The 21,339-nt window shown below is 45.0% G+C and carries 22 protein-coding genes and 1 riboswitch; of the genes, 14 read left to right on the top strand and 8 right to left on the bottom strand.

What is annotated here, in order from left to right:
* Nucleotides 1–149: 149 nt before the first annotated feature.
* A complete protein-coding gene (locus CVN76_RS20065; RefSeq protein WP_100532788.1) occupies nt 150–1,142 on the bottom strand; it encodes an NADPH:quinone oxidoreductase family protein in 993 nt (330 codons plus the stop codon).
* 161 nt (nt 1,143–1,303) lie between these two features.
* Between CVN76_RS20065 and CVN76_RS20060 the strand changes: the two genes are divergently transcribed.
* Nucleotides 1,304–1,744 (top strand): peptidylprolyl isomerase, encoded by a 441-nt coding sequence (locus CVN76_RS20060; protein WP_061143930.1) that lies wholly within the window; start codon nt 1,304–1,306, stop codon nt 1,742–1,744.
* A 50-nt stretch (nt 1,745–1,794) separates the two neighbouring features.
* Here the strand turns inward: CVN76_RS20060 and CVN76_RS20055 are convergent, their stop codons facing one another.
* Nucleotides 1,795–2,733, bottom strand: a complete 939-nt coding sequence (locus CVN76_RS20055; protein WP_100532787.1) for an oxidoreductase — start codon at nt 2,731–2,733, stop codon at nt 1,795–1,797.
* 108 nt (nt 2,734–2,841) lie between these two features.
* Nucleotides 2,842–3,612 (bottom strand): TSUP family transporter, encoded by a 771-nt coding sequence (locus CVN76_RS20050; protein ID WP_100532786.1) that lies wholly within the window; start codon nt 3,610–3,612, stop codon nt 2,842–2,844.
* 222 nt (nt 3,613–3,834) lie between these two features.
* Between CVN76_RS20050 and CVN76_RS20045 the strand changes: the two genes are divergently transcribed.
* Nucleotides 3,835–4,617: a TrmB family transcriptional regulator gene (locus CVN76_RS20045; RefSeq protein WP_100532785.1), complete on the top strand. Its 783-nt coding sequence runs from the start codon at nt 3,835–3,837 to the stop codon at nt 4,615–4,617.
* A gap of 198 nt (nt 4,618–4,815) precedes the next feature.
* Here the strand turns inward: CVN76_RS20045 and CVN76_RS20040 are convergent, their stop codons facing one another.
* A complete protein-coding gene (locus tag CVN76_RS20040; RefSeq protein WP_100530085.1) occupies nt 4,816–5,163 on the bottom strand; it encodes a hypothetical protein in 348 nt (115 codons plus the stop codon).
* Between the two features lie 219 nt (nt 5,164–5,382).
* Between CVN76_RS20040 and CVN76_RS20035 the strand changes: the two genes are divergently transcribed.
* Nucleotides 5,383–6,609 carry a glycoside hydrolase family 3 protein gene (locus tag CVN76_RS20035; protein WP_100532784.1) on the top strand — a complete coding sequence of 409 codons (1,227 nt, stop codon included), beginning with the start codon at nt 5,383–5,385 and terminating at the stop codon, nt 6,607–6,609.
* A 90-nt stretch (nt 6,610–6,699) separates the two neighbouring features.
* On the top strand, nt 6,700–6,888 hold the full coding sequence (locus CVN76_RS20030; RefSeq protein ID WP_061143935.1) for a hypothetical protein: 189 nt from the start codon (nt 6,700–6,702) through the stop codon (nt 6,886–6,888).
* 142 nt (nt 6,889–7,030) lie between these two features.
* Here CVN76_RS20030 and CVN76_RS20025 read toward each other — a convergent pair whose 3' ends face one another.
* The 3 genes from CVN76_RS20025 to CVN76_RS20015 form a co-directional block, all read right to left on the bottom strand.
* Nucleotides 7,031–7,432, bottom strand: a complete 402-nt coding sequence (locus CVN76_RS20025; protein ID WP_061143936.1) for an SET domain-containing protein — start codon at nt 7,430–7,432, stop codon at nt 7,031–7,033.
* A gap of 115 nt (nt 7,433–7,547) precedes the next feature.
* Nucleotides 7,548–7,994 (bottom strand): hypothetical protein, encoded by a 447-nt coding sequence (locus CVN76_RS20020; protein WP_100532782.1) that lies wholly within the window; start codon nt 7,992–7,994, stop codon nt 7,548–7,550.
* A gap of 59 nt (nt 7,995–8,053) precedes the next feature.
* Nucleotides 8,054–9,682: a M4 family metallopeptidase gene (locus tag CVN76_RS20015; protein WP_100532781.1), complete on the bottom strand. Its 1,629-nt coding sequence runs from the start codon at nt 9,680–9,682 to the stop codon at nt 8,054–8,056.
* 474 nt (nt 9,683–10,156) lie between these two features.
* Here CVN76_RS20015 and CVN76_RS20010 point away from each other — a divergent pair, with 474 nt between their 5' ends.
* The 6 genes from CVN76_RS20010 to CVN76_RS19990 all read left to right on the top strand — a co-directional run bounded on the left by CVN76_RS20010 (nt 10,157) and on the right by CVN76_RS19990 (nt 15,559).
* A complete protein-coding gene (locus tag CVN76_RS20010; RefSeq protein ID WP_100532780.1) occupies nt 10,157–11,644 on the top strand; it encodes an amino acid permease in 1,488 nt (495 codons plus the stop codon).
* 171 nt (nt 11,645–11,815) lie between these two features.
* Nucleotides 11,816–12,925, top strand: a complete 1,110-nt coding sequence (locus CVN76_RS20005) for a CaiB/BaiF CoA transferase family protein (protein WP_100532779.1) — start codon at nt 11,816–11,818, stop codon at nt 12,923–12,925.
* Between the two features lie 162 nt (nt 12,926–13,087).
* Nucleotides 13,088–13,327: a hypothetical protein gene (locus tag CVN76_RS31880; RefSeq protein WP_232732376.1), complete on the top strand. Its 240-nt coding sequence runs from the start codon at nt 13,088–13,090 to the stop codon at nt 13,325–13,327.
* A 46-nt stretch (nt 13,328–13,373) separates the two neighbouring features.
* Nucleotides 13,374–13,574 carry a hypothetical protein gene (locus tag CVN76_RS31875; protein ID WP_232732375.1) on the top strand — a complete coding sequence of 67 codons (201 nt, stop codon included), beginning with the start codon at nt 13,374–13,376 and terminating at the stop codon, nt 13,572–13,574.
* Between the two features lie 221 nt (nt 13,575–13,795).
* Nucleotides 13,796–14,977: a YhgE/Pip domain-containing protein gene (locus CVN76_RS19995; RefSeq protein ID WP_100532790.1), complete on the top strand. Its 1,182-nt coding sequence runs from the start codon at nt 13,796–13,798 to the stop codon at nt 14,975–14,977.
* Nucleotides 14,978–15,016: 39 nt separating this feature from the next.
* A complete protein-coding gene (locus tag CVN76_RS19990; RefSeq protein WP_100532778.1) occupies nt 15,017–15,559 on the top strand; it encodes a PadR family transcriptional regulator in 543 nt (180 codons plus the stop codon).
* 54 nt (nt 15,560–15,613) lie between these two features.
* Here the strand turns inward: CVN76_RS19990 and CVN76_RS19985 are convergent, their stop codons facing one another.
* A complete protein-coding gene (locus CVN76_RS19985) occupies nt 15,614–16,717 on the bottom strand; it encodes a 5-methyltetrahydropteroyltriglutamate--homocysteine S-methyltransferase (RefSeq protein WP_100532777.1) in 1,104 nt (367 codons plus the stop codon).
* Nucleotides 16,718–16,910: 193 nt separating this feature from the next.
* Nucleotides 16,911–17,012, bottom strand: a riboswitch (SAM riboswitch).
* 102 nt (nt 17,013–17,114) lie between these two features.
* Here CVN76_RS19985 and CVN76_RS19980 point away from each other — a divergent pair.
* The 4 genes from CVN76_RS19980 (at nt 17,115) to glpK (ending at nt 20,877) form a co-directional block, all read left to right on the top strand.
* Nucleotides 17,115–17,636 (top strand): hypothetical protein, encoded by a 522-nt coding sequence (locus CVN76_RS19980; protein ID WP_100532776.1) that lies wholly within the window; start codon nt 17,115–17,117, stop codon nt 17,634–17,636.
* 131 nt (nt 17,637–17,767) lie between these two features.
* A complete protein-coding gene (locus CVN76_RS19975) occupies nt 17,768–18,310 on the top strand; it encodes a glycerol-3-phosphate responsive antiterminator (protein WP_100532775.1) in 543 nt (180 codons plus the stop codon).
* Nucleotides 18,311–18,541: 231 nt separating this feature from the next.
* Nucleotides 18,542–19,366 carry an MIP/aquaporin family protein gene (locus tag CVN76_RS19970; protein ID WP_100532789.1) on the top strand — a complete coding sequence of 275 codons (825 nt, stop codon included), beginning with the start codon at nt 18,542–18,544 and terminating at the stop codon, nt 19,364–19,366.
* A 20-nt stretch (nt 19,367–19,386) separates the two neighbouring features.
* A complete protein-coding gene (glpK, locus tag CVN76_RS19965; RefSeq protein WP_100532774.1) occupies nt 19,387–20,877 on the top strand; it encodes a glycerol kinase GlpK in 1,491 nt (496 codons plus the stop codon).
* The last annotated feature ends 462 nt before the right edge of the window (nt 20,878–21,339 follow it).

Raw genomic sequence — 21,339 nt, 5'->3', positions numbered from 1 at the left:
GAACATGAGTATAATTCGTCCGAACGAGAGTATAATTCGTCCGAACGCGCGATAATTCGTCCAAAAACGCGTTAATCCGTCCCATCACGGGCTCCTAGCTGTTTGAACAATGAAAAGTGACGGGGGCTTGGCCCGCGTCACTTTTTGGATTATAGTTTTACGATCGTTCTGCCTCTTGCTTCGCCTTTTAAGAGGGTCGGGAGAACGCCAGGCAATTCTTTAAGGGTTATTTCTTGCTGAATGAGGCGTTCCAGGTGATCGAATTTAAAGTCGGTCGCAAGTCGATGCCAGACTTTCAATCTTGTTTCCATCGGGCAATTGACCGAGTCGATTCCTAGTAAATTAACACCTCTTAGGATGAAAGGAAAGACAGTGGCCGGGAGGTTGGTGCCAGCCGTCAATCCGCTGACCGCTACAGATCCGCCATACTTGATTTGGCTAAGGACAGATGCTAGAGGTTCACCGCCGACGGGATCTACCGCACCGCTCCACTTTTGTTTGCCAAGCGAGCGCAGGTTGCCGTCGTAGACCTCTTTACGAGTTACAATAGACGTCGCCCCGATTTCCTTTAAATATCCATGCTCCGATTCTTTTCCTGTACTCGCTTCCACCGAGTAACCAAGCTTGGAAAGGATCGAGACGGCAAAGCTGCCGACTCCCCCAGTGGCACCGGTAACAAGAACGCTGCCTTGATCAGGGGCAAGGTTATTTTCTTCCAGGCGCAGAACCGAGAGGGCTGCAGTGAATCCGGCGGTTCCGATGATCATGGCTTCTTTCAATGATAGGCCATCTGGCAGCGGAACGATCCAATCTGCAGGAACACGGGCATATTGGCTGTAGCCGCCTGATTGGGATACGCCGATTCCGTAAGAGGTGGCAATGACCTCGTCCCCTTCCTGGAATCGTGAATCCTCAGATGAAACGACCACCCCTGCCATATCAATTCCTGGGCTGATCGGATAAGTGCTGACGATGTTTCCATTCGGAATGCTGGCTAGGCTATCTTTATAGTTCACCCCGGAATAATGGACACGGATGAGCACTTCGCCTTGCGGCAGGTCATCAAGTGATAGTTGCTGGATATTTACGGTAAACTGATCTCCTTGCTTGTTTACGACTAATGCTTCAAATCGTTGTGTCACGGTTCGTTCCTCCTTTTATCATCAATCTTCCTCATTATAAAAGAAATTACATCGATATGTATAATGAGACAGTTCGAAATAAGTAGCGTCCGCTTTTCATTCTTGTTCGAAAAATGGTACTATTAGAATTGATTCAGTTCATATTAAAGGAGATGTTCTACATGGCTAAAAAAGGATACATACTAATGGGAAATGGAGAAAAGATTGAATTCGATCTTTTCCCGAACGAAGCACCAAACACAGTAGCGAACTTCGAAAATCTGGCGAACACAGGCTTTTATAATGGCGTGGTCTTTCACCGTGTCATCCCTGGTTTCGTAAGTCAAGGCGGAGATCCAACAGGTACTGGTGCAGGCGGAAGCGGCACTCAAATCAAATGTGAAACAGCTGGAAACCCTCACAAGCATGAGGCGGGCAGCTTATCGATGGCACATGCCGGAAAAGACACAGGCTCAAGCCAATTCTTCATCGTGCATGAACCACAACCGCATCTTAACGGTGTTCACACCGTTTTCGGTAAAGTGACTTCCGGGCTTGAAACGGCAAAAGCCATGAAAAATGGCGACAAAATGGAAAAAGTCGAAGTGTTCGACGCTGAATGATCGCAGTGAAAAGAGGGAGCATAGTGCTCCCTCTTTCTTTTTTGTGAGAGTCATTTCGGCGTAACGCTCTCCGTGAAACGATAGTTGACCTCTGTCATGGCTTCCGATAGGTCCCATAATCTTTTCGATGTTTCTTCATTATATAGAGTATCGATGATATCGTCTTTCTTAGGGAAGCCCTTCCTGTTTTTCTTGCCATCGGGCCCAATATATTCGCCTCCTGTTAATGAAGGCTCCGTTGCGGCAAACAGGGTGGGAAGTGCGCCCATGCTTGCCGGTTGGGTAATGGATTTCGATAGATAATGAACGAATCGATTGATCGGTTTGCCGGATCCGCGTGACATGAGGTTCGTATGGGAAAGCCCCGGATGACAGGCTACGCTAATCGAGCTTGCGCCATGCTGGTTGAATTTGTGCTGGAGCTCGCGGGCGAATAGGAGGTTGGCGAGCTTGCTCTGGCCGTAGTACTTCATTGGTTTATAGCCGTTTTCACCATTTAGATTGTCAAAGTCGATGAATCCATTGATGGCGGCCAAGCTGCTTAATGTGACTACCCGTGAGTTAGGCGTAGCTAGTATTTGCGGAAGAAGGAGTCCTGTCAAAGCGAAATGACCGAGGTGATTGATACCGAGTTGCAGCTCGAAGCCATCCTTCGTTTTGCTGTAAGGCGGGATCATCACGCCTGCATTATTGATAAGGACAGATAAGGAGTCATAGTTTTCCTTATAGGAGTCAGCAAAATGCCGGATGCTGCTAAGATCGCTCAAATCCAGCTGCATGACCCGTATATTCGCGTTAGGATAGACCGAAAAGATTCTATCGAGCGCTCTTTCCCCCTTTGAAGCATTCCGGACAGCAAGGATGATTTCTGCCCCCTTACCGGCCAGGGCAAAAGCCGTCTCGAAGCCAAGTCCGCTATTGGCCCCCGTAATGATAATGGTTTGCTTCGAGACATCCGCCATTTCTTCGCCATTCCACTTATCAGTCATCCAATCACACCTTTCCACACATTCTTTACTATCATATACCCAATTTATTCCTATATGTCACATTGTGCGGGAGGATTTTTCGGTTTTATTTTATTTTCTGCTTTCCCATCAACGCCCCATTAAGTAATCGACTATATTTTTTATGATCAAGATGACGGTAACGGCGATAAATAACACTCTTACGTAGGCCACACCTTTCTTGAGGGCGAATTTGGAGCCTGCCAATGCGCCTGCGATCATGGAGATGCCCATCGGTATTCCATATGAAAAGTTGACGGTATCCAAAAATATGAACATGATCAATGCCGCCAAATTACTGCCGAAGTTTAAAAATTTTGCGTTCCCGGCTGAATGCAGGAAATCGAAGCCGATCATTAAAAAGGCAAATAAAATGAACGATCCCGTCCCAGCCCCTAAAAACCCATCATAAAAGCCAATAACGAATATAGCGACGGCAAATAATGCTGCCTTTTGCAGCGTGAGCTTGGAGTAGGTCGAATTCTGTCCCCAGTCCTTTTTTAAAAAGGTATATATCGCGATTGCGATCAAAAGAAGCAAGATCAGCGGCTTCAGCAAATCCGATGACACAAAGTTAACCACCCATGCACCTAAAAGCGATCCTATGAAAATAAGGGGGAAGAGCTTGGAAACCAATCGGAAATCAACCTTTCCCGAGCGGATGAAGGCAATGGTGCTCGTTAAAGATCCCATGGAGCTTGCTAACTTATTCGTTGCAATCGCAGCAGCGGGGGAGAGCCCTGAAAATAATAAGGCAGGAATGGAAATCAAACCACCGCCGCCAACTACAGAATCAATGAATGCTGCAAGAAAACCGAAAAACATTAGCAGTAAAAGTGTGGAAATTTGTATATCTTCCATTGTATAGTCCTCCGTATCAATGGCATTAAGAATGAATCGCTTGCTTTCTTTGTCCTTAACCCATAGTGTTATATTAGTCACTATTTAGATAGTAACTAAAAAAGCATCGTCTGTAAATAAGAAAATGAAGGCCTATCCTCCCATCACTTTTGAAATCGAATGGCATTCAAAATGAGATTTGGTATGATAGATATAACTTACGGGATGTAAAAAGGAGGTCCTATGCAAGATATCATTGAAAAACTTCAGTCTCTCGGATTCAGCCAATATGAAGCAAAGGCCTATGTTTCTTTAGTTCGTCAGGGCCCAGCAAGCGCCTATCAAGTTAGCAAGGAATCGGGTATTCCGAGGGCGCGTATCTATGAAATTCTCAATGGGCTCCAGGAAGAGGGCGTCGTAATCAAAGAGGAAATCAATGACTCGATCCAATATTCCCCGCTGCCGGTCGATGTGTTCTTGGAATCCGTCCGATCGAGGTGGGACAACACCTACCAATCCATCAGCGATACACTTAAGCAATTCGAGAAGATCGGACCCGTGTCCGACAATCGGGTAATGACTCTCAAAGGAGAAGAACATATCCTATCGTTTTGCCGCACCTTAATTCAAAAAGCCGAGAAAAGGGTCGTCGTTTCCTTATGGAGCAACATGTACGAAAAACTCGCGCCGGAGCTTAAAGAAGCAGCTCAACATTGCACCCTTAAGGGAATCGCCTTTCAGGTTGAAAGGCCGTTATCAGGGATAGAGATTCATCGCCAAACGAATTATGTGGACAATATTGGCGAAAACGAATGGTTCATCTTATCGATCGATGGTACGGAGACGATTTACGGTCCTGCATCGGAAACGAGGGAAACGGCGTTTTACACGGATGATCCGATCCATATCAATTTTCTCGAAAATTACATTTGGCATGATATTCTCGTTAACCGGCTGGTTAAAAAGGACGAAGCGGATGTAGATGAATGGATAACGAGGGAAAGAAATCAGTTTTTCTCCCTGTAGAGGAAAGAGCCAAAAGCAAAATAAAAAAGCTGGTACCCGCCTAAGTATTGGTGGGTGTCAGCTTTGGGAATGTAGACAAACTCGATTTTAAATGAGGCTTGTCTACATTTTTTTTGCTTTTTATGAAGTCGCTTCCCGAACTTTATTGATAAGGATCAGGCCTAGAAGATGGGCACTTTGAGACGCGGCTTCGTATTTCTATAAAAGGGTTTTCGGAAATTTAACTGACGCGGGCAGGTCTGACTTATCTCGATAAGATCGATACGACACGATGGTATGGTCATGTGCTTGTACATCCAGCTGTAAAATTTGTGAGTCTCTCATTTCCAGATAATAGGAAACATCTTCTTTTTGCAAATGATAAAAAGAGAAGTGGATTCCTAAAAGGCTTTTCTTGATTAGTATCGTTTCAGGCTGATTGATGATGTGTTGGCTCAATTCCGCGATGGTAACAGAGGTTGACCCCGTAATGGCAGATATTTTTTCTTTTGCATAATCGACTGCATGACTGAAGGTATCGGCTAAATTCCTCAAAATTCCGTCCATGGGTGCATCTCCTTTGCATGAGTGTATGTAAGTAGTATGGTACGCCGCCAATGCTTTATGCAAAAAAATACCTTGGCTTGATATAGAATGCCCCGTTTATGAACAAGATGAAGAGTAGTGGATCGAATCCAGGCAGACAGGAGTTTTGAGGTAAATGAATGGTAAAGGCAAGGAAGGAAGGGATTTTATAATGGTGGACCGTCAATCGCGAGGCAGGGCATGAAAGGAAAAATATATATGGGTGCGCTTTTCTTCGTGCTCCTTTCGTTTATGGCTATCATGTTCATCCAAAAAGAAGATCATTCCGAAACCGATAAGGAGAAAAGAATGGATGCCATTGCGGAAAACCAAGAGAAAATAGACAAAATGCTTGAAAGCATGACGCTTGAAGAAAAAGTCGGTCAGCTAATGATGATCGGCTTCAAGGGTACAGAAGCGGGCCCTGAAATTAACGAGCTCATCGAAAAAAACCATATAGGAGGCATCATTTATTTTGATCGCAATATGAAATCGCCAAAACAGGTGGCGAGGTTATCCAATTCGCTTCAGCAAACGGCTAAGCAAAGTTCCCTTTCGCTTCCGCTCATGGTGGCGACAGATCAGGAGGGCGGGGATATCATCCGGATGAAAGAAAGAGTGTCGCCGCTCCCTGCGCAGCAGGATCTTGGGCAGCATGCATCCGCTGAAGACATGTATAAGGTGGCAAAACTGAATGGGGAAGAACTGAGCTCGATGGGCATCAATATTAATTTCGCTCCTGTGCTTGATTTATCGGCAACCGACAAGCGTTCAGTGGGGAAAGATCCTAAAAAGGTCTATCGGTATGGCAAGAAAACGATTCAAGGCTTGAATGATGCTTCCGTGACGGGCGCCTTGAAACACTTTCCAGGCAACGGACGCAGCGAAGTCGATCCGCATCTTGAAACATCCTCCGTGGAAGCAAACCAGCTCGATCTCGAGAATTCGGATATTTATCCGTTCAAGAGGATCATAAGTGAAATGGATGATCGAAGCTTTTTCGTGATGGTGACCCACATCAAATATCCCGCCTATGATCAAGAAAAACCAGCAAGCCTTTCCAAGGTCATCATCGAAGACCTGCTGCGGGGCAAACTTAACTATGGGGGACTTGTAATTACGGACGATTTGGAAATGGGTGCCGTGAACAAGTACTTCTCCTATGAAGAGATGGGGATGGAAGCGATACTTGCCGGAGCCGACATATTGCTTGTCTGCCATGAATATGCTCATGAGCTTGAGGTTTATGAAGGCTTACTGGAAGCTGTAAAAGCGGGGAAGGTTCCTATGGAGCGGATTGATCAATCGGTGAAAAGAGTCCTGACCTATAAGCTCCACGCATTGGACCGAACGAGGGTTGACCCGGATCAAGCCGAAAAAGTGGTGAAAAGTCCTGAGAGCATAAAATATTTGGAAAGCCTGAAATAGGCAAAATAATAGCGGAAGCTTGCATGTTTTTGTTTAAATCCGCTAGTAGAGGGAATGCTATATATAACCAACATGAAGGAGGAAACTCAAATGCCATCAAACAAAATGATTGGAACTGTCGTGATAGGAGCTGCCGCATTTTTAATGCGCAATAAGAAAACTCGTGAAAAAACCATGAGTCAAATCAAATCCTTAGCCACACCAGAAATGATTGAAAAGGTTAAGAGCCAACTCCATTCGATAACAAAATCAAAATCAAGTAATCCATCTGCCCATTAAGGGCCAAAAAGCCCCATTGAGGCATGATGCCTCAATGGGGCTTTTTTACATCAGATACAAGCGCTTCCGAAGGAAAAATGAAAAGCACCAGTTTCTTGAAACCCTCGCTGGGGAATCAAGAAACTGGTGCTTTCATGGATGATCATTCAGCTTCATCTTCCCCATCGTTTTCCTTGTTGAACCAAAGCGGATCTTCGTTATCGACCTCGCCATTATAATTAATGAGGATTTCTTCTCCTGCTTTTATATCGGTGTAAGCAAAGAAATCAAATGTGTGATTCTTAAAGTTTATATCATAAGTTGCATTGGGTGTATAAGAGTGATTAAACAGCATGCCGTAGCCTAAAAGCATGGCGGTATGGTTGATTCCATACTCGAATGCATAATCAGCCAGCAACGTTTTCTCTATGAAAACATGCTCCTCGTTAGGGTAAGCAATGACAGGTGCTTCATGCAAAAGCTCCCCTTTTTTAATGTCCTGTGTCGCGAATACGCCTCTATTGAACTCACCATCACTGAGTGTGGAAGTTTTAACTTCAATCATGTTCGTCACCTACTTGTTCTATTCAATATAGTCGAGATTATCTTAGCTTGACAGTTAATAGGAAGAAAAGCAACTATTTTACGGAATTAATCATATTCTACCTGCTTTGTTAGCTTTAATTCACATGCATGGGCACGGAACCATGAATGAACGATCTAGCTGACAGATTATGGAGAAGGCCGGAATAACGCGCCGAACGGCCGGAATAACGCGATGAACGGCCGGATCCCGCGCCGAACGGCCGGAATAACGCGATGAACGGCCGGAATAACGCGTCGAACGGTCGGAATAACGCGCCGAACGGCCGGAATATCGCGATGAACGGCCGGAATAACGCGCCGAACGGCGGGATCCCGCGCCGAACGGCCGGAGTATCACGCCGAACGGCCGGAATAACGCGCCGAATGGCCGGATCCCGCGCCAAACGGCCGGATCCCGCGTCGAACGGCCGGATCCCGCGTCGAACGGCCGGAATAACGCGATGAACGGCCGGAATAACGCGCCGAACGGCCGGAATATCGCGATGAACGGTCGGAATATCGTTCCCGGTGCAGGGATACATACGAAAAAACCTCCCGCTAAAGCTAGGGAGGTTTTGGGTAGGTTGATAGATTGTGTTTTTTAATTCACACCGACTGCCGTAAAGGCATTTTTGACAGTTGTCGTTTCTGCGCTGGTTGCTCCATATAAATCTGATGCGGCTTGTACGACTGCAGCCCTGGCTTGAGAGAAGGTGGACGAAGACGTTAGGTAGGTCGTGTTAGCCCGGTAAAAGATCGTCCCCAGTTTATCAATGCCGATTCCTGACACGGTCACTCCATGATGGGTGCCGCCTGCAGAAATCAAATAAGCCGCTTTGTTGATGATTCCGCTATTCGTATGGACACCGCCATTGTCAGCCGATCCAGTATACCGGTTCGAATAATGGTCAGGATCACCATTCAATGTTGGATTTGCCATCGACCGGAGTGCATCGCCGGAAATGTTAGGCGTGTAAATGTCCTCGCCGATCAGGTAATCCGCTTTGGAGCTTTGTGTCTTGAATTCTACTACTGTACCGAAAATATCGGAAATGGCTTCATTCAAAGCGCCGGACTCATTTTGATACGTTAAATTGGATTCGCTGGAAGTCACGGCATGAGTCAGCTCATGTGCAACGACATCCAAGCCGCCTGACAATGGGATGAACGTCGTGCCGTCTCCATCACCGTAAACCATTTGCGTGCCGTCCCAGAAGGCATTATTGTATTTGGAGCCGTAATGGACGGTCGATTTCAGGCTTGTGCCATTTCCATCATAGGAGTTGCGGCCAAAAGTCGACTTGTAATAATCATAGGTTTTGCCCGCATAAAAATGAGCATCCACGGCCGCTTTATCAGTGGACGTCGTGAAAGCGTTGGTCGTATTGGACATAAGTGTGCCAGGCAAGCTCGATTTGTTATTGGCATTATAAGTGAAGATGCCCTGACCGCGAGTGTTGTCCTGTAAGTAGTATTTGCCGCTCGATAAGGTCGTGTTCAATGGCGAGACGGTATTATTCAAAACGCCCGTACCCGTACCGACGGAATTGGTACCGGTCACTTCATCCAGGGTATTATATTTATTCAGGATTTCACCTGTTTTGACTGATATGAAATAGTTATGATTGCCTGGTTCCGGGCTCAAGAAATTCAAATTGACTTTGTAAACGTAATCGGCCTTATCGCCGCTTGCGAATACAAATAGCTCCGATTCTGGGGCGTGGTCGTAGGCAGGCTTGAATCCAAGATCTTTTTCAGCAATTTTGATGGCTTCTGTTTTACTGATGCCTTTTTTAGCCTTTTTCCCCAATTTAGTGTTTAGGTTGGCTTCAACCGTACCGGAGACGACTGATAAAACACCTTTTGCGTCAATCAATACAGCTTGTGTGGAATTCCAGACAGGCACGCCTTTATAAGTTTGCTGCAATCTTACGACGGTATTGCCAAGTTCATCCTTGCTTTCTTTCTGGATAATGAAGGAGTCTTTCGCCTTTTGATTTTCTAGCTTGTAAGATTTTGTGTTTTTATCAAAAAAGGTAAGAATGATATCTTCCGCTGTTTGCTTCGATGGATCTGTAAGCTTACCAGACTTGAATTCTAGCGAATCTTTGTGCTTATTATACTTCTCGACACTCAACACATTTTTTGCCGCCAAAGCCTCTTGATGGGGAATAGCAGAAAATAAAAGACCAACGGATAAAGCAGTTCCTAAAAATACCTTACCTTTCATAACACTCAACTCCTTCATAAGAATACCTTATTTTTGCATCATTTGCGTTTATTATCAAATGGTGAAAAAGTGCGAAAAAGATGACATTTTAAGGATAAAAATGGTGAAAAATGGTTTTTTATAGAGAAATTATTTCTAGATATTCCTCTAGTAATAATTCCTATAGGTCCGAATCGAAGCTCGGGAGGGAAACGATCGATCGTTTCACCGTACTTTCCACCTGCAAAAATAATTGGCGTAAAGTGCAAAGGATCATGGCATTAAGTGCAAAAAAATTCGTCTTTAAAACGGGCTTATTTTTATGCAAGGGTTGATTGGCGGGCTTGCTATTTTTGGCATGGGAATTGCATATATATTCAGAAAAGGAATATTCGATTGTAAATTGGGTCTATTTGCAGGTTCATGAAATAGGAAAATTTATTAAATGGATTTCCCCATATATGTAAGCGCTTGTATAGAAAGGGATGAAAGCTTATGCTACCAAAACATGAAAATGACATCTTGCAACATCCTCCGCAGCACGAAGAAGAACAAGGATTGAAGCGCGGTTTGAAATCGCGGCATTTGACGATGATCTCCATTGGAGGGGCTATCGGGACCGGGTTATTTCTTAGCAGCGGGTCAGCCATCCATACGGCTGGGCCCGGCGGCGCCTTGCTTGCCTATGCCTTGGTCGGGGCGATGGTGTACTTCGTGATGACCAGCCTGGGAGAACTGGCGGCCTTCATGCCGACAAGCGGCTCTTTCAGTACCTATGGGTCGAAATTCGTCGATCCGGCATTTGGTTTTGCGTTGGGCTGGACGTATTGGTTCAATTGGTCGATGACGATCGCGGCAGAGTTGGCAGCTTCGACGATGATCATGAAATTCTGGTTTCCGAATAGTCCATCCTTGTTATGGAGCTCATCATTCCTGGTGCTCATTTTCCTATTGAACTATTTATCCGTTAAAGGGTATGGTGAAGGGGAATATTGGTTTTCGTTCATAAAAGTGACAGCCATCGTCATTTTCATCATCGTGGGAATTTTGATGATTGTCGGCATTATGGGTGGAGAAGCAGTAGGTTTCAAGAACTTCACGATCGATGACGCGCCTTTCCCAGGCGGGTTCATGGGTGTCTTCATCGTATTCATCGCAGCCGGCTTTTCTTTTCAAGGAACCGAAATCGTCGGTGTGGCTGCCGGTGAAAGCGAGGATCCGGCACGGAATATACCGAAGGCGATTAAAAGCGTTTTTTGGAGGATTCTTCTCTTCTACGTCTTGGCAATCTTTGTGATAGGACTGATCATCCCGTATACGAACCCGAGTTTACAAGGGGACAACGTTATGGTAAGTCCATTCACGCTCATATTTGAAAAGGCTGGGATCGCCTTTGCCGCTTCACTCATGAATGCAGTCATTTTGACGGCTGTGCTGTCAGCGGGTAACTCCAGTTTATATGCCTCGACGCGGATGTTATATTCAATGGCAAAGGATGGACAGGCACCGCGCATTTTTGCCAAACTGAATAAACGGGGAGTGCCGGTTGCGGGAATGGTTTTAACCTGTGCCATCGGTATGCTTGCCTTCTTAGCCTCCATATTCGGAGATGGCAAGGTGTACATTTGGTTGATGAATGCGATTGGAATCACCGGTTTCATCTTTTGGCTTGGGATTTCCATCAGCCATTACCGTTTTAGAAAGGCCTACATCTCTCAAGGGCACTCATTGGATAAATTGCCATATAAAGCGCTATGGTTCCCGATAGGACCTATTTTTGCCATACTGATTGGCTTGATCGTCATTCTGTCGCAAAATATCCAAGCCTTTTTCTCAGACCACATCGATTGGGGCAGCGTCGTCGCTGCATATCTGGGAATCCCGCTGTTCCTTGGCTTGTGGATTGGTTACAAACTGGTAAGGAAAACGAAATTCGTTAAACTTGATGAAGTCGAGTTTGACTTTGACAAAAAATACGAATGAACCCCTAATAGTGAAACTTGCCGGACAACGATCATAAGTTGTCCGGCTTTTCATGTAAGTTGATGGAAATTTATTCAAAATTAATATAAGATGAGCATACACTTTATGGATAAGAACAGGGCAGCAGGAAATTGAAGGTATCCAACCGGTAGAAAAGGATGTGCACGGCAGATGACCTTATTGTCTCATTTGAAAGTATTGGATTTTTCAACGTTGCTGCCAGGGCCTTTTGCGACTTTGATGCTGGCAGATTTGGGAGCGGACGTTGTGAAGGTGGAAAGGCCGGCATCGAGCGATGTATGGGGTGTCGATCAGTACCTTAACAGATCAAAGAAGTCGATCACCCTCGATTTAAAACTGCCTGAGTCCATCGATGCCGTAAAAGATCTGGTGAAGGAATACGATATCATCGTCGAGCAATTCCGGCCAGGTGTCATGGAACGTTTAGGACTAGGTTATGAGGCATTAAAAAGAATCAACCCGAAGATCATTTACTGTTCAATCACGGGATATGGCCAGACTGGTCCCTATAAAGACCGCGCGGGCCATGACATCAATTATATTTCGATTGCCGGCCTATCCAGCTATTCCGGTACGAAAAGGGAAGGGCCCGCGAAAAACGGAACCCAAATTGCCGACCTTGCGGGGGGATCACTGCATGCAGTGATCGGCCTATTATCTGCTGTCATCTACAGGGACAGAACAGGTATCGGCCAAGCCCTCGACATTAGCATGACCGATTGCAGTTTCGCATTGAATGCGATATCGGCACCGCTTCATTTCCAACGGGGGCTGGAGCTTGAACCGGAGGAATTGATGTTGAATGGCGGGTCGTTTTATGACTTTTACCAAACGAAGGACGGGCGTTATTTTTCGATTGGAAGCCTGGAAGCGCCATTCAGAAAAGCATTATGCGATGCCATCGGAAAACCGGAATTGCATGAAATGAGCAAGGACAGTGACAAAGCGAGCGGCACCGCCTTTAAAGAAGCCGTCCAACAAGCTATCCTGACAAAGGACTTTCATCAATGGCAGGAGATATTCGCTGAGTGCGATGCCTGCGCAGAACCAGTGCTGACCTTTGCCGAGGCGGCCGATCACCCCCAATTGAAGCAGCGGGGGATGATCGTGGAGGTACCCGATGGACAGGGGAATCTACAAAAACAAATTGCCTGCCCGATCAAAACATCCGTTTTCACTCCTGAATATAAACATGCAGGTCATAAGCCAGGACAAAACAACGCGGAAATCCTTCGGACCACCAATCAAAAATCTCGTTAAATCATCAAAAAGAGGGTCAACATTCTCCATGGTTTTATGGAGCGTGCGGGCCTTCTTTTCCCCTCTTGCAGTGATAAATTGCTAGTTTATCAGGAATCTTGCAAGGGTATCTTTGTAAAAGGATTCTAGGGGGGATGTATTATTTTTGGTCTATATGACATCATGAAATTTCTTTTTTCCTTTTTCTTGATCATGCCCATCGTTACGCTGATTCATTTGAGCGGGCATATCTTCTTCGTTACGATTTTTGGAGGGGTTGAAAAGAAAATTGTGATCGGCTGCGGCAATAAGCTTTTCTCCTTTTTGAATATAGAGGTACGGAAATATTATTTTTGGAATGGAGCATGTGAGTTTAAGGGACTGAAACATGATAATCGATTGACGAACATGCTCATTTATTAATCTGGTCAGTATGCTTACCGTATATAGCCTGGTGTACCAAAATATTTTGGAAAGCTCGGTAATATGGTATCAATTCATCTATTTCTCTTTCTACATCATGTTTTTCTCTTTATTTCCGATGTATTTTTCAGACGGGTCGCCCAGTGATGGAAAGGCTGCCGAATTGGCCTTACGGAATAAGCTGGAGGACAAGGTGACGGATGACATCTTCGTGAAGAAAATCGAAAATGAAGATAGCTGCAAGTAAGAAAAGGACGTGCATGATGCTCGTTCTTTTTTTTTTGAATGTATTTTCCCCCATACGTTACCATCCGCCGATTTCCTCTTGAAGCCTTGGTCATTCATCCGAACCACGTGAAAAAATGATTAACGAAGATAATAATTATTGGTTGTATTTCAAGAGGAAAAATGTATAATAAAAAAAGTACTTTAATTAAAGTACTAAAATTAAAGCATAGGATGGATTATATGAAATTTATAGAATTTTTGAAGACTAGAGGAGCTATTGGAGCCATCTTTATGGGGATTTTTTATCAAATCGCAATGCTTGGCTCATTTATGCCTGGTTATTCGGCAATGCCAGCGAATATCGATCAATTGCCAGTTGCAATCGTTAATGAGGATACAGGTAAGATTGGTGCGACGATTGCAGCCCAATTAGGGGAAAAGCTTCCTTTCGAAGATATAAAAACGGATTTAACGAATAAACAGGCATTAAAAAAATTGGATAAGAATGATGTGAAATTAGTTGTTCATATTCCGAAATCTTTTTCCGAAAATGTCGAGAGTGGCAAAGGGGCATCAAGCATCGATTTTACAATCAATGAAGCCGGGCCAACGATCGTCACGTCAACAATGAATTCAGTTGTAACGGAAATCGAGTCGACGTTAAATGAACAGTTTTCAGCTCAATATGCGAAAGGCCTATTAATGAATTTAAATGTTCCGGAAGAACAAGCGGAAGAAATGGCCTCAGCGATGCAGCATCAATTCAGTGCAAACACTGTGAAAATCAATGAAATCCCAGCAGGCATGCATAATGGGATGGCGCCGATGTTCTTAACGATGGCGGCATATGTAGGAGCGATGATTGGGGCGATGCAATTAGGGGCCGCGTTCAATGAAAGCAAAGGGAAGGCAGGCAAGTGGAGGCTGTTTGGCTACATGCAGCTTGCGGCGCTTCTGATTGCGGTCGTAGCACCGGCAGTAGGTCTAGGAATCACCTATGCTGTACAAGGACATGGACTTGAAACATTCTTTACATTATGGGGACATCATGCACTTGGCTATTATGCATGCTGGCAATTTACATCCATCTTCATCCTGTTGGTCGGTGAAGGGGGCATGATCTTGAATATGCCAATCCTGCTTATGCAAACCATTGCCAATGGGGCTGCAATCACACGGGAAATGATGTATGCACCATATCAGTGGCTAAGCTATATTTCACCCATGTATTATTCAATACAAGCAGACTTCGCGATCATGTATGGTGGCGGAGATCCGTTACATGCACACGTAATGATGTTGATGGTGGGGGCATCTGCGTTGCTCATCAATATCATGATCGTGGCAGTGCGCCATAAGGAATTACCGCTAAAGACGGAAGAGGCGGATCGCCTTGCAGCTGAAATGAAGGCTTTAGTTTGATAAAATAAAGATAGGTGACGATTGAAGGGAGTTTTAACCGTGTCTATCCAAATTTATATCCTGGGTATTTTAGCTGAAGAAAAAAGCTATCCATATATGTTGAAAAAGCGATTATCCGAACCGATTCCAATTGATAAATTTACCGGAATTACCGAAAGTAAATTGTATTACCATTTTGACAAGCTGGCTGCCAATCGGTTTATCGAGCCGGTCGAAACGATAAAGGAAGAGAATCGGCCAGATAAACATGTCTATCAAATTACGGAAAAGGGAAGGGGAGAATTGGTAAAACGGATTTATCAAACGTTCGAAAAAGCCTCCCAAATCACGGATATGTATATTGCACTGACGAATATCAAGCATGTGGATAGCGAAAAAGTAATTGCGATCTTAGAGCGCAAAATTGATGAGCATCGATTGGCATGGGAAACATATTTAAGTTTTGACCAGCCGGTTGATGAGGATTCTGATCAATATTTGGGATATAAATTCATTAAGGAGCATTCATACAGCCGGGCACAGCATACAGCCGAATGGCTCGAGGAGCTTGTTTCACGTATAAAAGAAAATGCCCCCCAATAGCAGATGCACCGAAAAGGCCATTTCCCAATAAGGGGAATGGCCTTTTGGGATGAATCATCCCCACACTTCTTTTGCTACATCAACGACGAATTTCAGTTTTTCCCATTGTTGTTCTTCCGTAAGCTTGTTGCCATGATGGGTGGAAGCGAATCCGCATTGCGGGCTTAAGCATAATTGCTCGAGCGGAACGAACTGAGCGGCTTCTTTAATGCGGGCCTTGATGGCTTCCTTGTCTTCGATTTCCCCATTTTTGGACGTGACGACTCCAAGTACGACCTTCGCCCCGCCAGTAGGGATGTGTTCCAATGGCTTGAAATCGCCAGAGCGATTATCGTCATATTCGAGGAAGAAACCATCCACTTTTTCTTTTGCCAATAATGTCGGGGCTATGCGGGCATAGCTGCCTTCGAATGCCCAGGTCGACTGGTAGTTTCCGCGGCATAGATGTGTCGTGATGATCAAATCGTCTGGTTTGCCTTCCAATGATCCATTGATGACACGCAAAGCCAAATCGATTAATTGTTCGCGCGTATATTTTCCATCCTTGAACTGGAAATCAGGAGCTGAAAGTCTGGCAATGTATACATCATCCAGTTGAAGGTAACGCACACCTGCCTCATAAAAGGCTTTTAAAGCATCCTGGTACGTTTGGATGATATCATTTGCATAATCCTCAATATCAGGGTAGATGTCTTCATTATGAACCCCGGCAGCAAATAATTGATTGGGGCTGGGAATCGTTTGTTTGGCGACGGCACGACCGCCGACGATTTTGTTCAATTCGATAAAATCGTTAAGGAAGGGGTGCTTAGGGTTGAATGAAACCTTCCCGATATTGCGAACGTTGTATCGCTCGGTTTCGACACCATCGAATGTGAGTCCTTTTTCAGTCACGTACCCCTCGATGCCATTTAAATGCTCAAGGAAGTCGAAGTGCCACCATGTGCGTCTGAATTCCCCGTCGGTCACGACCTCCAAGCCGACTTCGATTTGCTTATCGACGATCCGTTTAATTTCTTCGGTTTCAACCTCGCGGAGTCTCTCAGCAGAGAGGGCGCCTTCCTTAAATTGCTTTCTGGCCTGATGGATACGATCCGGCCTTAATAAACTTCCGACGTGATCCGCCCTGAATGGGGCCTTTGTTAAAGTGATTGACATGTTGCATTCCTTCTTTCCCTGTATAAAATAAAGGCACGTTTCGTAAGGATTGTTGTTTTTAATACGAGCGTTGAAAAGGCAATCAACCACACCGCATGACTTGGTGAATAGCAACAAAATATGCGAAAACGGCCAAAATAAAAAACCTCTTCTTAAAGATAAGAAGAGGGGTAGGCAACAAGGTCATGTACTCTTCTTATCTTCAAGCTATTACACTTCTGGAATTAGCACAGTACATCGAAAGTCTGTTGCTGAGGTATCAAAGGGCCAGTCCCTCCACCTCTCTTGATAAGAGTTGTCTATTAAATTACTTACGACTATACAGGGAGTTGTTCCAAAGGTCAAGGTCTGAAACCGAAACATTTAGAATATACCGATTATTGGGAGGCCTGAAGCAATGAACAGGAAATCCGACCTAACATATGCTATAAACGATGTTCCATATGAGGTAATAGGTATAGTTGGAAGGGATGGGAGCAGGATGAGTGCATTCGATGCATCGACTATTTTTGGGAAGGGATTGCCGATCACGCTAACGGCAGCCATGCTGGAGAGAATGATAAAAACGCGATTATATGAGCGTGATATCCATGTCGAGATTACGCCAGAGCATATGGTCCTTTGGGGAACGACCGAAGTGAAGAAAATGATGTTCAAGAAAAAGGTATCATTCCGAATGGCATTAAAGCCGGTCCATACGGAAAAAAGAACGATAACATTCGAATTGATCGAGTTGAAGCCAATAGATAGGGATTTCATAAATCAAAAGCTTTTTAACAGACCGCCCATATTTGAATATGATAATAGAAGGATCAAAATGAATATGAATGCCTGGAACATCGTCAGGAAAATCCCGATAGGCACGATCCAATCTTGTGAGCTGGTCGATGGAGGATTGAAAATGAACCTTTCCTTATGACGGGTATATACATTTTCGCGCGCGTCATTTATCGGGGGTAGAAAAATGTGTTTGATAAATCAAGTTCTTTAAAATATACTAAGTTCCTAAAAGTTTGGATTTTTTTCCGGAAGATAAGGGGGGGGAAATGAATGGATCAGAAGATTTTGCCTGCCTCGGCAAGCATGAAAGATTTCGAAAGATTCCTGGATAGCCCGTATGAAATAGGGGTATTTCTTGATCTTCATATCTCTCAATTGAAAAATGTCAGTATGATGGCAAAGCAGCATAATAAGAAAATGATTTACCATGTCGATTTGATCCATGGCATAAGAAGTGATGAATACGCGGCGGAATTCATTTGTCAGGAATATAATCCCTTTGGGCTGATTTCCACCAAAACAAGCGTTATTCTGAAAGCGAAGCAAAAGGGTGTCATTGCCATCCAGCGAATTTTTTTAATAGACACACATGCGCTGGAGAAAAGCTACAAGCTGGTGCAGAAAACCAAGCCAGATTACATTGAGGTTTTGCCGGGAGCCATGCCCTGGATGATAAAAGAAGTGAAGGAGCGGTTACAAACACCTATTTTTGCAGGAGGTCTTATCCGGACTTCGGATGAAGTCTTGAACGCCCTAGAGGCAGGCGCATCGGCCATTACCACTTCCAAAACCGAGTTATGGGATATCGTCTGAACCATTCGGGCTTGAAAGAAAAAAATGCAAAAATAATAGATTGATTTTTCACAAAGTGTTTGACAGCGTTTTCATAACCTAGTATATTGTAAATTACAAGTTAATATATGTGACGGAGACTAGGAGATTCACAACAGAGCCATTCATATTTTTTATGAGGATGGTTCTGCTGTGAATCTCCTTTTATTTGTTGTCAAAGATTTACAATTAATTAGGGGAGAGGTTTTATTCATGACACCATTTTGGGGAGAATTGGTAGGCACGATGATTTTGATATTATTCGGTGCAGGTATCGGGGCAGGTTCAAGTTTGAAGGGCTCTTATGCTAAAGACGCGGGATGGATCGTTATTACGATTGCTTGGGGACTGGCGGTTACGATGGGCGTTTTTGCAGTGGGCTCGATAAGCGGTGCCCACTTGAATCCGGCCGTTACAATCGGATTCGCCATCATTGGAGAATTCCCATGGAGGGATGTGCCGGTTTATATCGCTGCTCAACTGATTGGAGCGATCTTGGGGGCAGCTCTCGTATTCTTTCATTATTTGCCACACTGGAAGGCTACTGAGGATCCAGGTGCGAAGCTTGGTGTGTTTGCCACGGCGCCTGCCATCCCTCATACATTTTCCAATCTATTAAGTGAAATGATCGGGACATTCATCCTTATCCTTGGTCTATTATTCATCGGGGCCAATAATTTCACGGAAGGTTTGAACCCATTCGCTGTCGGCCTGCTGATCGTCGTGATCGGGATGTCCCTTGGGGGCACGACAGGATATGCGATCAATCCGGCCCGAGATCTGGGACCGCGCATCGCGCACTTTTTGCTGCCGATACCGGGTAAAGGAAACTCGAATTGGGGCTACTCGTGGATTCCGGTCGTTGGACCGATCGTTGGAGGTTCACTTGGTGCCGTTTGTTATAAAGCATTCTTTTTGGGGGATATAACAGTAGGATTTTGGTCTGTTTTGGGAGTAAGCGTGATACTATTGGCACTAGCATATGTTTTTGGGAAAAAGCAGGCGCATGAATTGGAAAGCAGGAATATCGCTAGTTAATTTAAAGGAGGGCATTGACCATGGAAACGTATATTTTATCTTTAGACCAAGGAACGACAAGTTCACGGGCGATCTTATTTAACCAAAAGGGCGAAATCGTCCATTCTTCGCAAAAGGAATTCACTCAGCACTTTCCTAAGCCGGGCTGGGTCGAGCATAATGCCAATGAAATTTGGGGATCGATTCTAGCGGTAATTGCCGGGGTGCTTTCCGAATCGGGTGTCAAGCCAGAGCAAGTTGCCGGCATCGGGATCACCAATCAGCGTGAAACGGCAGTCGTTTGGGATAAGGAGACAGGGGTCCCCGTTTATAATGCAATTGTCTGGCAGTCCAGGCAAACAAGCGAAATCTGCGATGAATTGAAGGAAAAGGGATTGAATGACCTATTCCGGGATAAGACGGGATTGCTGATCGATGCCTATTTTTCCGGTACCAAGGTGAAATGGATCCTCGATAATGTGGAAGGCGCACGGCAAAGGGCGGATGAAGGCAAGCTATTATTCGGCACCATCGATACTTGGCTGATTTGGAAGCTTTCAGGGGGCAAGGCTCACGTCACGGACTATTCCAATGCCTCCCGGACATTGATGTACAACATCCACGAACTGAAATGGGATGAAGAACTTCTGGAAATATTGACCGTTCCAAAATCGATGCTCCCGGAAGTTAGGCCTTCCTCCGAAGAGTACGCACGTACGATCGAGTATCATTTCTTCGGACAATCGATTCCGATTGCAGGCGCGGCCGGTGACCAGCAGGCAGCGTTGTTTGGCCAAGCCTGCTTCAGTGAAGGAATGGCCAAAAACACGTATGGTACTGGCTGTTTCATGCTCATGAATACAGGAACCAAGGCTGTCAGTTCCGAACATGGACTATTGACGACGCTTGCTTGGGGATTGAACGGGAAGGTGGAGTATGCCCTGGAAGGCAGTATATTCGTAGCCGGCTCAGCGATCCAATGGCTGCGTGATGGACTGAGGATGCTGAATGATGCCAAGGACAGCGAGGCCTATGCAAAACGAGTCGAAAGTACGGACGGCGTATATGTAGTGCCGGCATTTGTAGGGCTCGGGACTCCATATTGGGACAGCGAGGTTCGGGGAGCCGTTTTCGGATTGACACGAGGTACCTCAAAGGAACATTTCATCCGGGCCACGCTTGAATCATTGGCCTATCAAGCGAAAGATGTCCTTGACGCCATGGAGGCCGATTCCGGCATCGAGCTTCAGACATTGAGAGTGGATGGCGGGGCTGTCAAAAATGATTTCTTAATGCAATTCCAAAGTGATTTACTGCAAGTGCCTGTCGAAAGACCGACGATAAACGAAACGACCGCACTAGGCGCTGCCTATCTAGCCGGACTTGCTGTTGGCTATTGGAAGGATCAAGAAGAAATCTCCCGGCAATGGGCGATAGATAAAACCTTCAAACCAGCCATGGAACAGCAAGCAAGCGAAGAATTATATGGAGGCTGGAAAAAAGCCGTACATGCAGCGATGGCCTTTAAATAAAAAAAACAAGGCAATTCCTTTCTAAAATCAATTGGAGTATGGTATACTGAAATCAAGTTAATAACTCGGCCGGAGAACAGGAGAGACCATGAATGCGTTATCGTGTAGACGATAATGTGCATTTATGGTCTCTTTTTTGTATTCCATTCCAGATTATGGATAGTGAGGGCCATAAAAAAGAAAAACGAACCAACTAACAATAAAAGCACAAGCTCACGAGTGCAGCGCAAACTCGCGAGTAACGAACGCAAATTAACGAGTAATGGCACAAACTGACGTGTAAACGTCTAAATATACTAGTAAAACAAGCTGATGAAGGGGGAGTTAAGGATGAAGTTTTCGAATAAATATCGGGAAGAAACGATCGGACTGCTGAAAAAAGATAAATATGATGTTTTGGTGATTGGTGGGGGAATTACCGGCGCAGGCATTGCCTTGGATGCGACGACTCGTGGAATGAAG

It is taken from the genome of Bacillus sp. mrc49 (genome assembly GCF_002803435.1).
Note: the sequence above shows the minus strand (reverse complement) of the source record. Positions and strands in the feature narration are given on the sequence as shown.

What these genes read in the sequence shown, in the direction of transcription:
- CVN76_RS20060 (WP_061143930.1), top strand. Translation starts at nt 1,304, where the DNA reads ATGGCTAAAAAAGGATACATACTAATGGGAAATGGAGAAAAGATTGAA.
- CVN76_RS20055 (WP_100532787.1), bottom strand. Translation starts at nt 2,733, where the DNA reads ATGACTGATAAGTGGAATGGCGAAGAAATGGCGGATGTCTCGAAGCAA.
- CVN76_RS20050 (WP_100532786.1), bottom strand. Translation starts at nt 3,612, where the DNA reads ATGGAAGATATACAAATTTCCACACTTTTACTGCTAATGTTTTTCGGT.
- CVN76_RS20045 (WP_100532785.1), top strand. Translation starts at nt 3,835, where the DNA reads ATGCAAGATATCATTGAAAAACTTCAGTCTCTCGGATTCAGCCAATAT.
- CVN76_RS20040 (WP_100530085.1), bottom strand. Translation starts at nt 5,163, where the DNA reads ATGGACGGAATTTTGAGGAATTTAGCCGATACCTTCAGTCATGCAGTC.
- CVN76_RS20035 (WP_100532784.1), top strand. Translation starts at nt 5,383, where the DNA reads ATGAAAGGAAAAATATATATGGGTGCGCTTTTCTTCGTGCTCCTTTCG.
- CVN76_RS20030 (WP_061143935.1), top strand. Translation starts at nt 6,700, where the DNA reads ATGCCATCAAACAAAATGATTGGAACTGTCGTGATAGGAGCTGCCGCA.
- CVN76_RS20025 (WP_061143936.1), bottom strand. Translation starts at nt 7,432, where the DNA reads ATGATTGAAGTTAAAACTTCCACACTCAGTGATGGTGAGTTCAATAGA.
- CVN76_RS20020 (WP_100532782.1), bottom strand. Translation starts at nt 7,994, where the DNA reads ATGTATCCCTGCACCGGGAACGATATTCCGACCGTTCATCGCGATATT.
- CVN76_RS20015 (WP_100532781.1), bottom strand. Translation starts at nt 9,682, where the DNA reads ATGAAAGGTAAGGTATTTTTAGGAACTGCTTTATCCGTTGGTCTTTTA.
- CVN76_RS20010 (WP_100532780.1), top strand. Translation starts at nt 10,157, where the DNA reads ATGCTACCAAAACATGAAAATGACATCTTGCAACATCCTCCGCAGCAC.
- CVN76_RS20005 (WP_100532779.1), top strand. Translation starts at nt 11,816, where the DNA reads ATGACCTTATTGTCTCATTTGAAAGTATTGGATTTTTCAACGTTGCTG.
- CVN76_RS31880 (WP_232732376.1), top strand. Translation starts at nt 13,088, where the DNA reads ATGAAATTTCTTTTTTCCTTTTTCTTGATCATGCCCATCGTTACGCTG.
- CVN76_RS19995 (WP_100532790.1), top strand. Translation starts at nt 13,796, where the DNA reads ATGAAATTTATAGAATTTTTGAAGACTAGAGGAGCTATTGGAGCCATC.
- CVN76_RS19985 (WP_100532777.1), bottom strand. Translation starts at nt 16,717, where the DNA reads ATGTCAATCACTTTAACAAAGGCCCCATTCAGGGCGGATCACGTCGGA.
- CVN76_RS19980 (WP_100532776.1), top strand. Translation starts at nt 17,115, where the DNA reads ATGAACAGGAAATCCGACCTAACATATGCTATAAACGATGTTCCATAT.
- CVN76_RS19975 (WP_100532775.1), top strand. Translation starts at nt 17,768, where the DNA reads ATGGATCAGAAGATTTTGCCTGCCTCGGCAAGCATGAAAGATTTCGAA.
- CVN76_RS19970 (WP_100532789.1), top strand. Translation starts at nt 18,542, where the DNA reads ATGACACCATTTTGGGGAGAATTGGTAGGCACGATGATTTTGATATTA.
- glpK (WP_100532774.1), top strand. Translation starts at nt 19,387, where the DNA reads ATGGAAACGTATATTTTATCTTTAGACCAAGGAACGACAAGTTCACGG.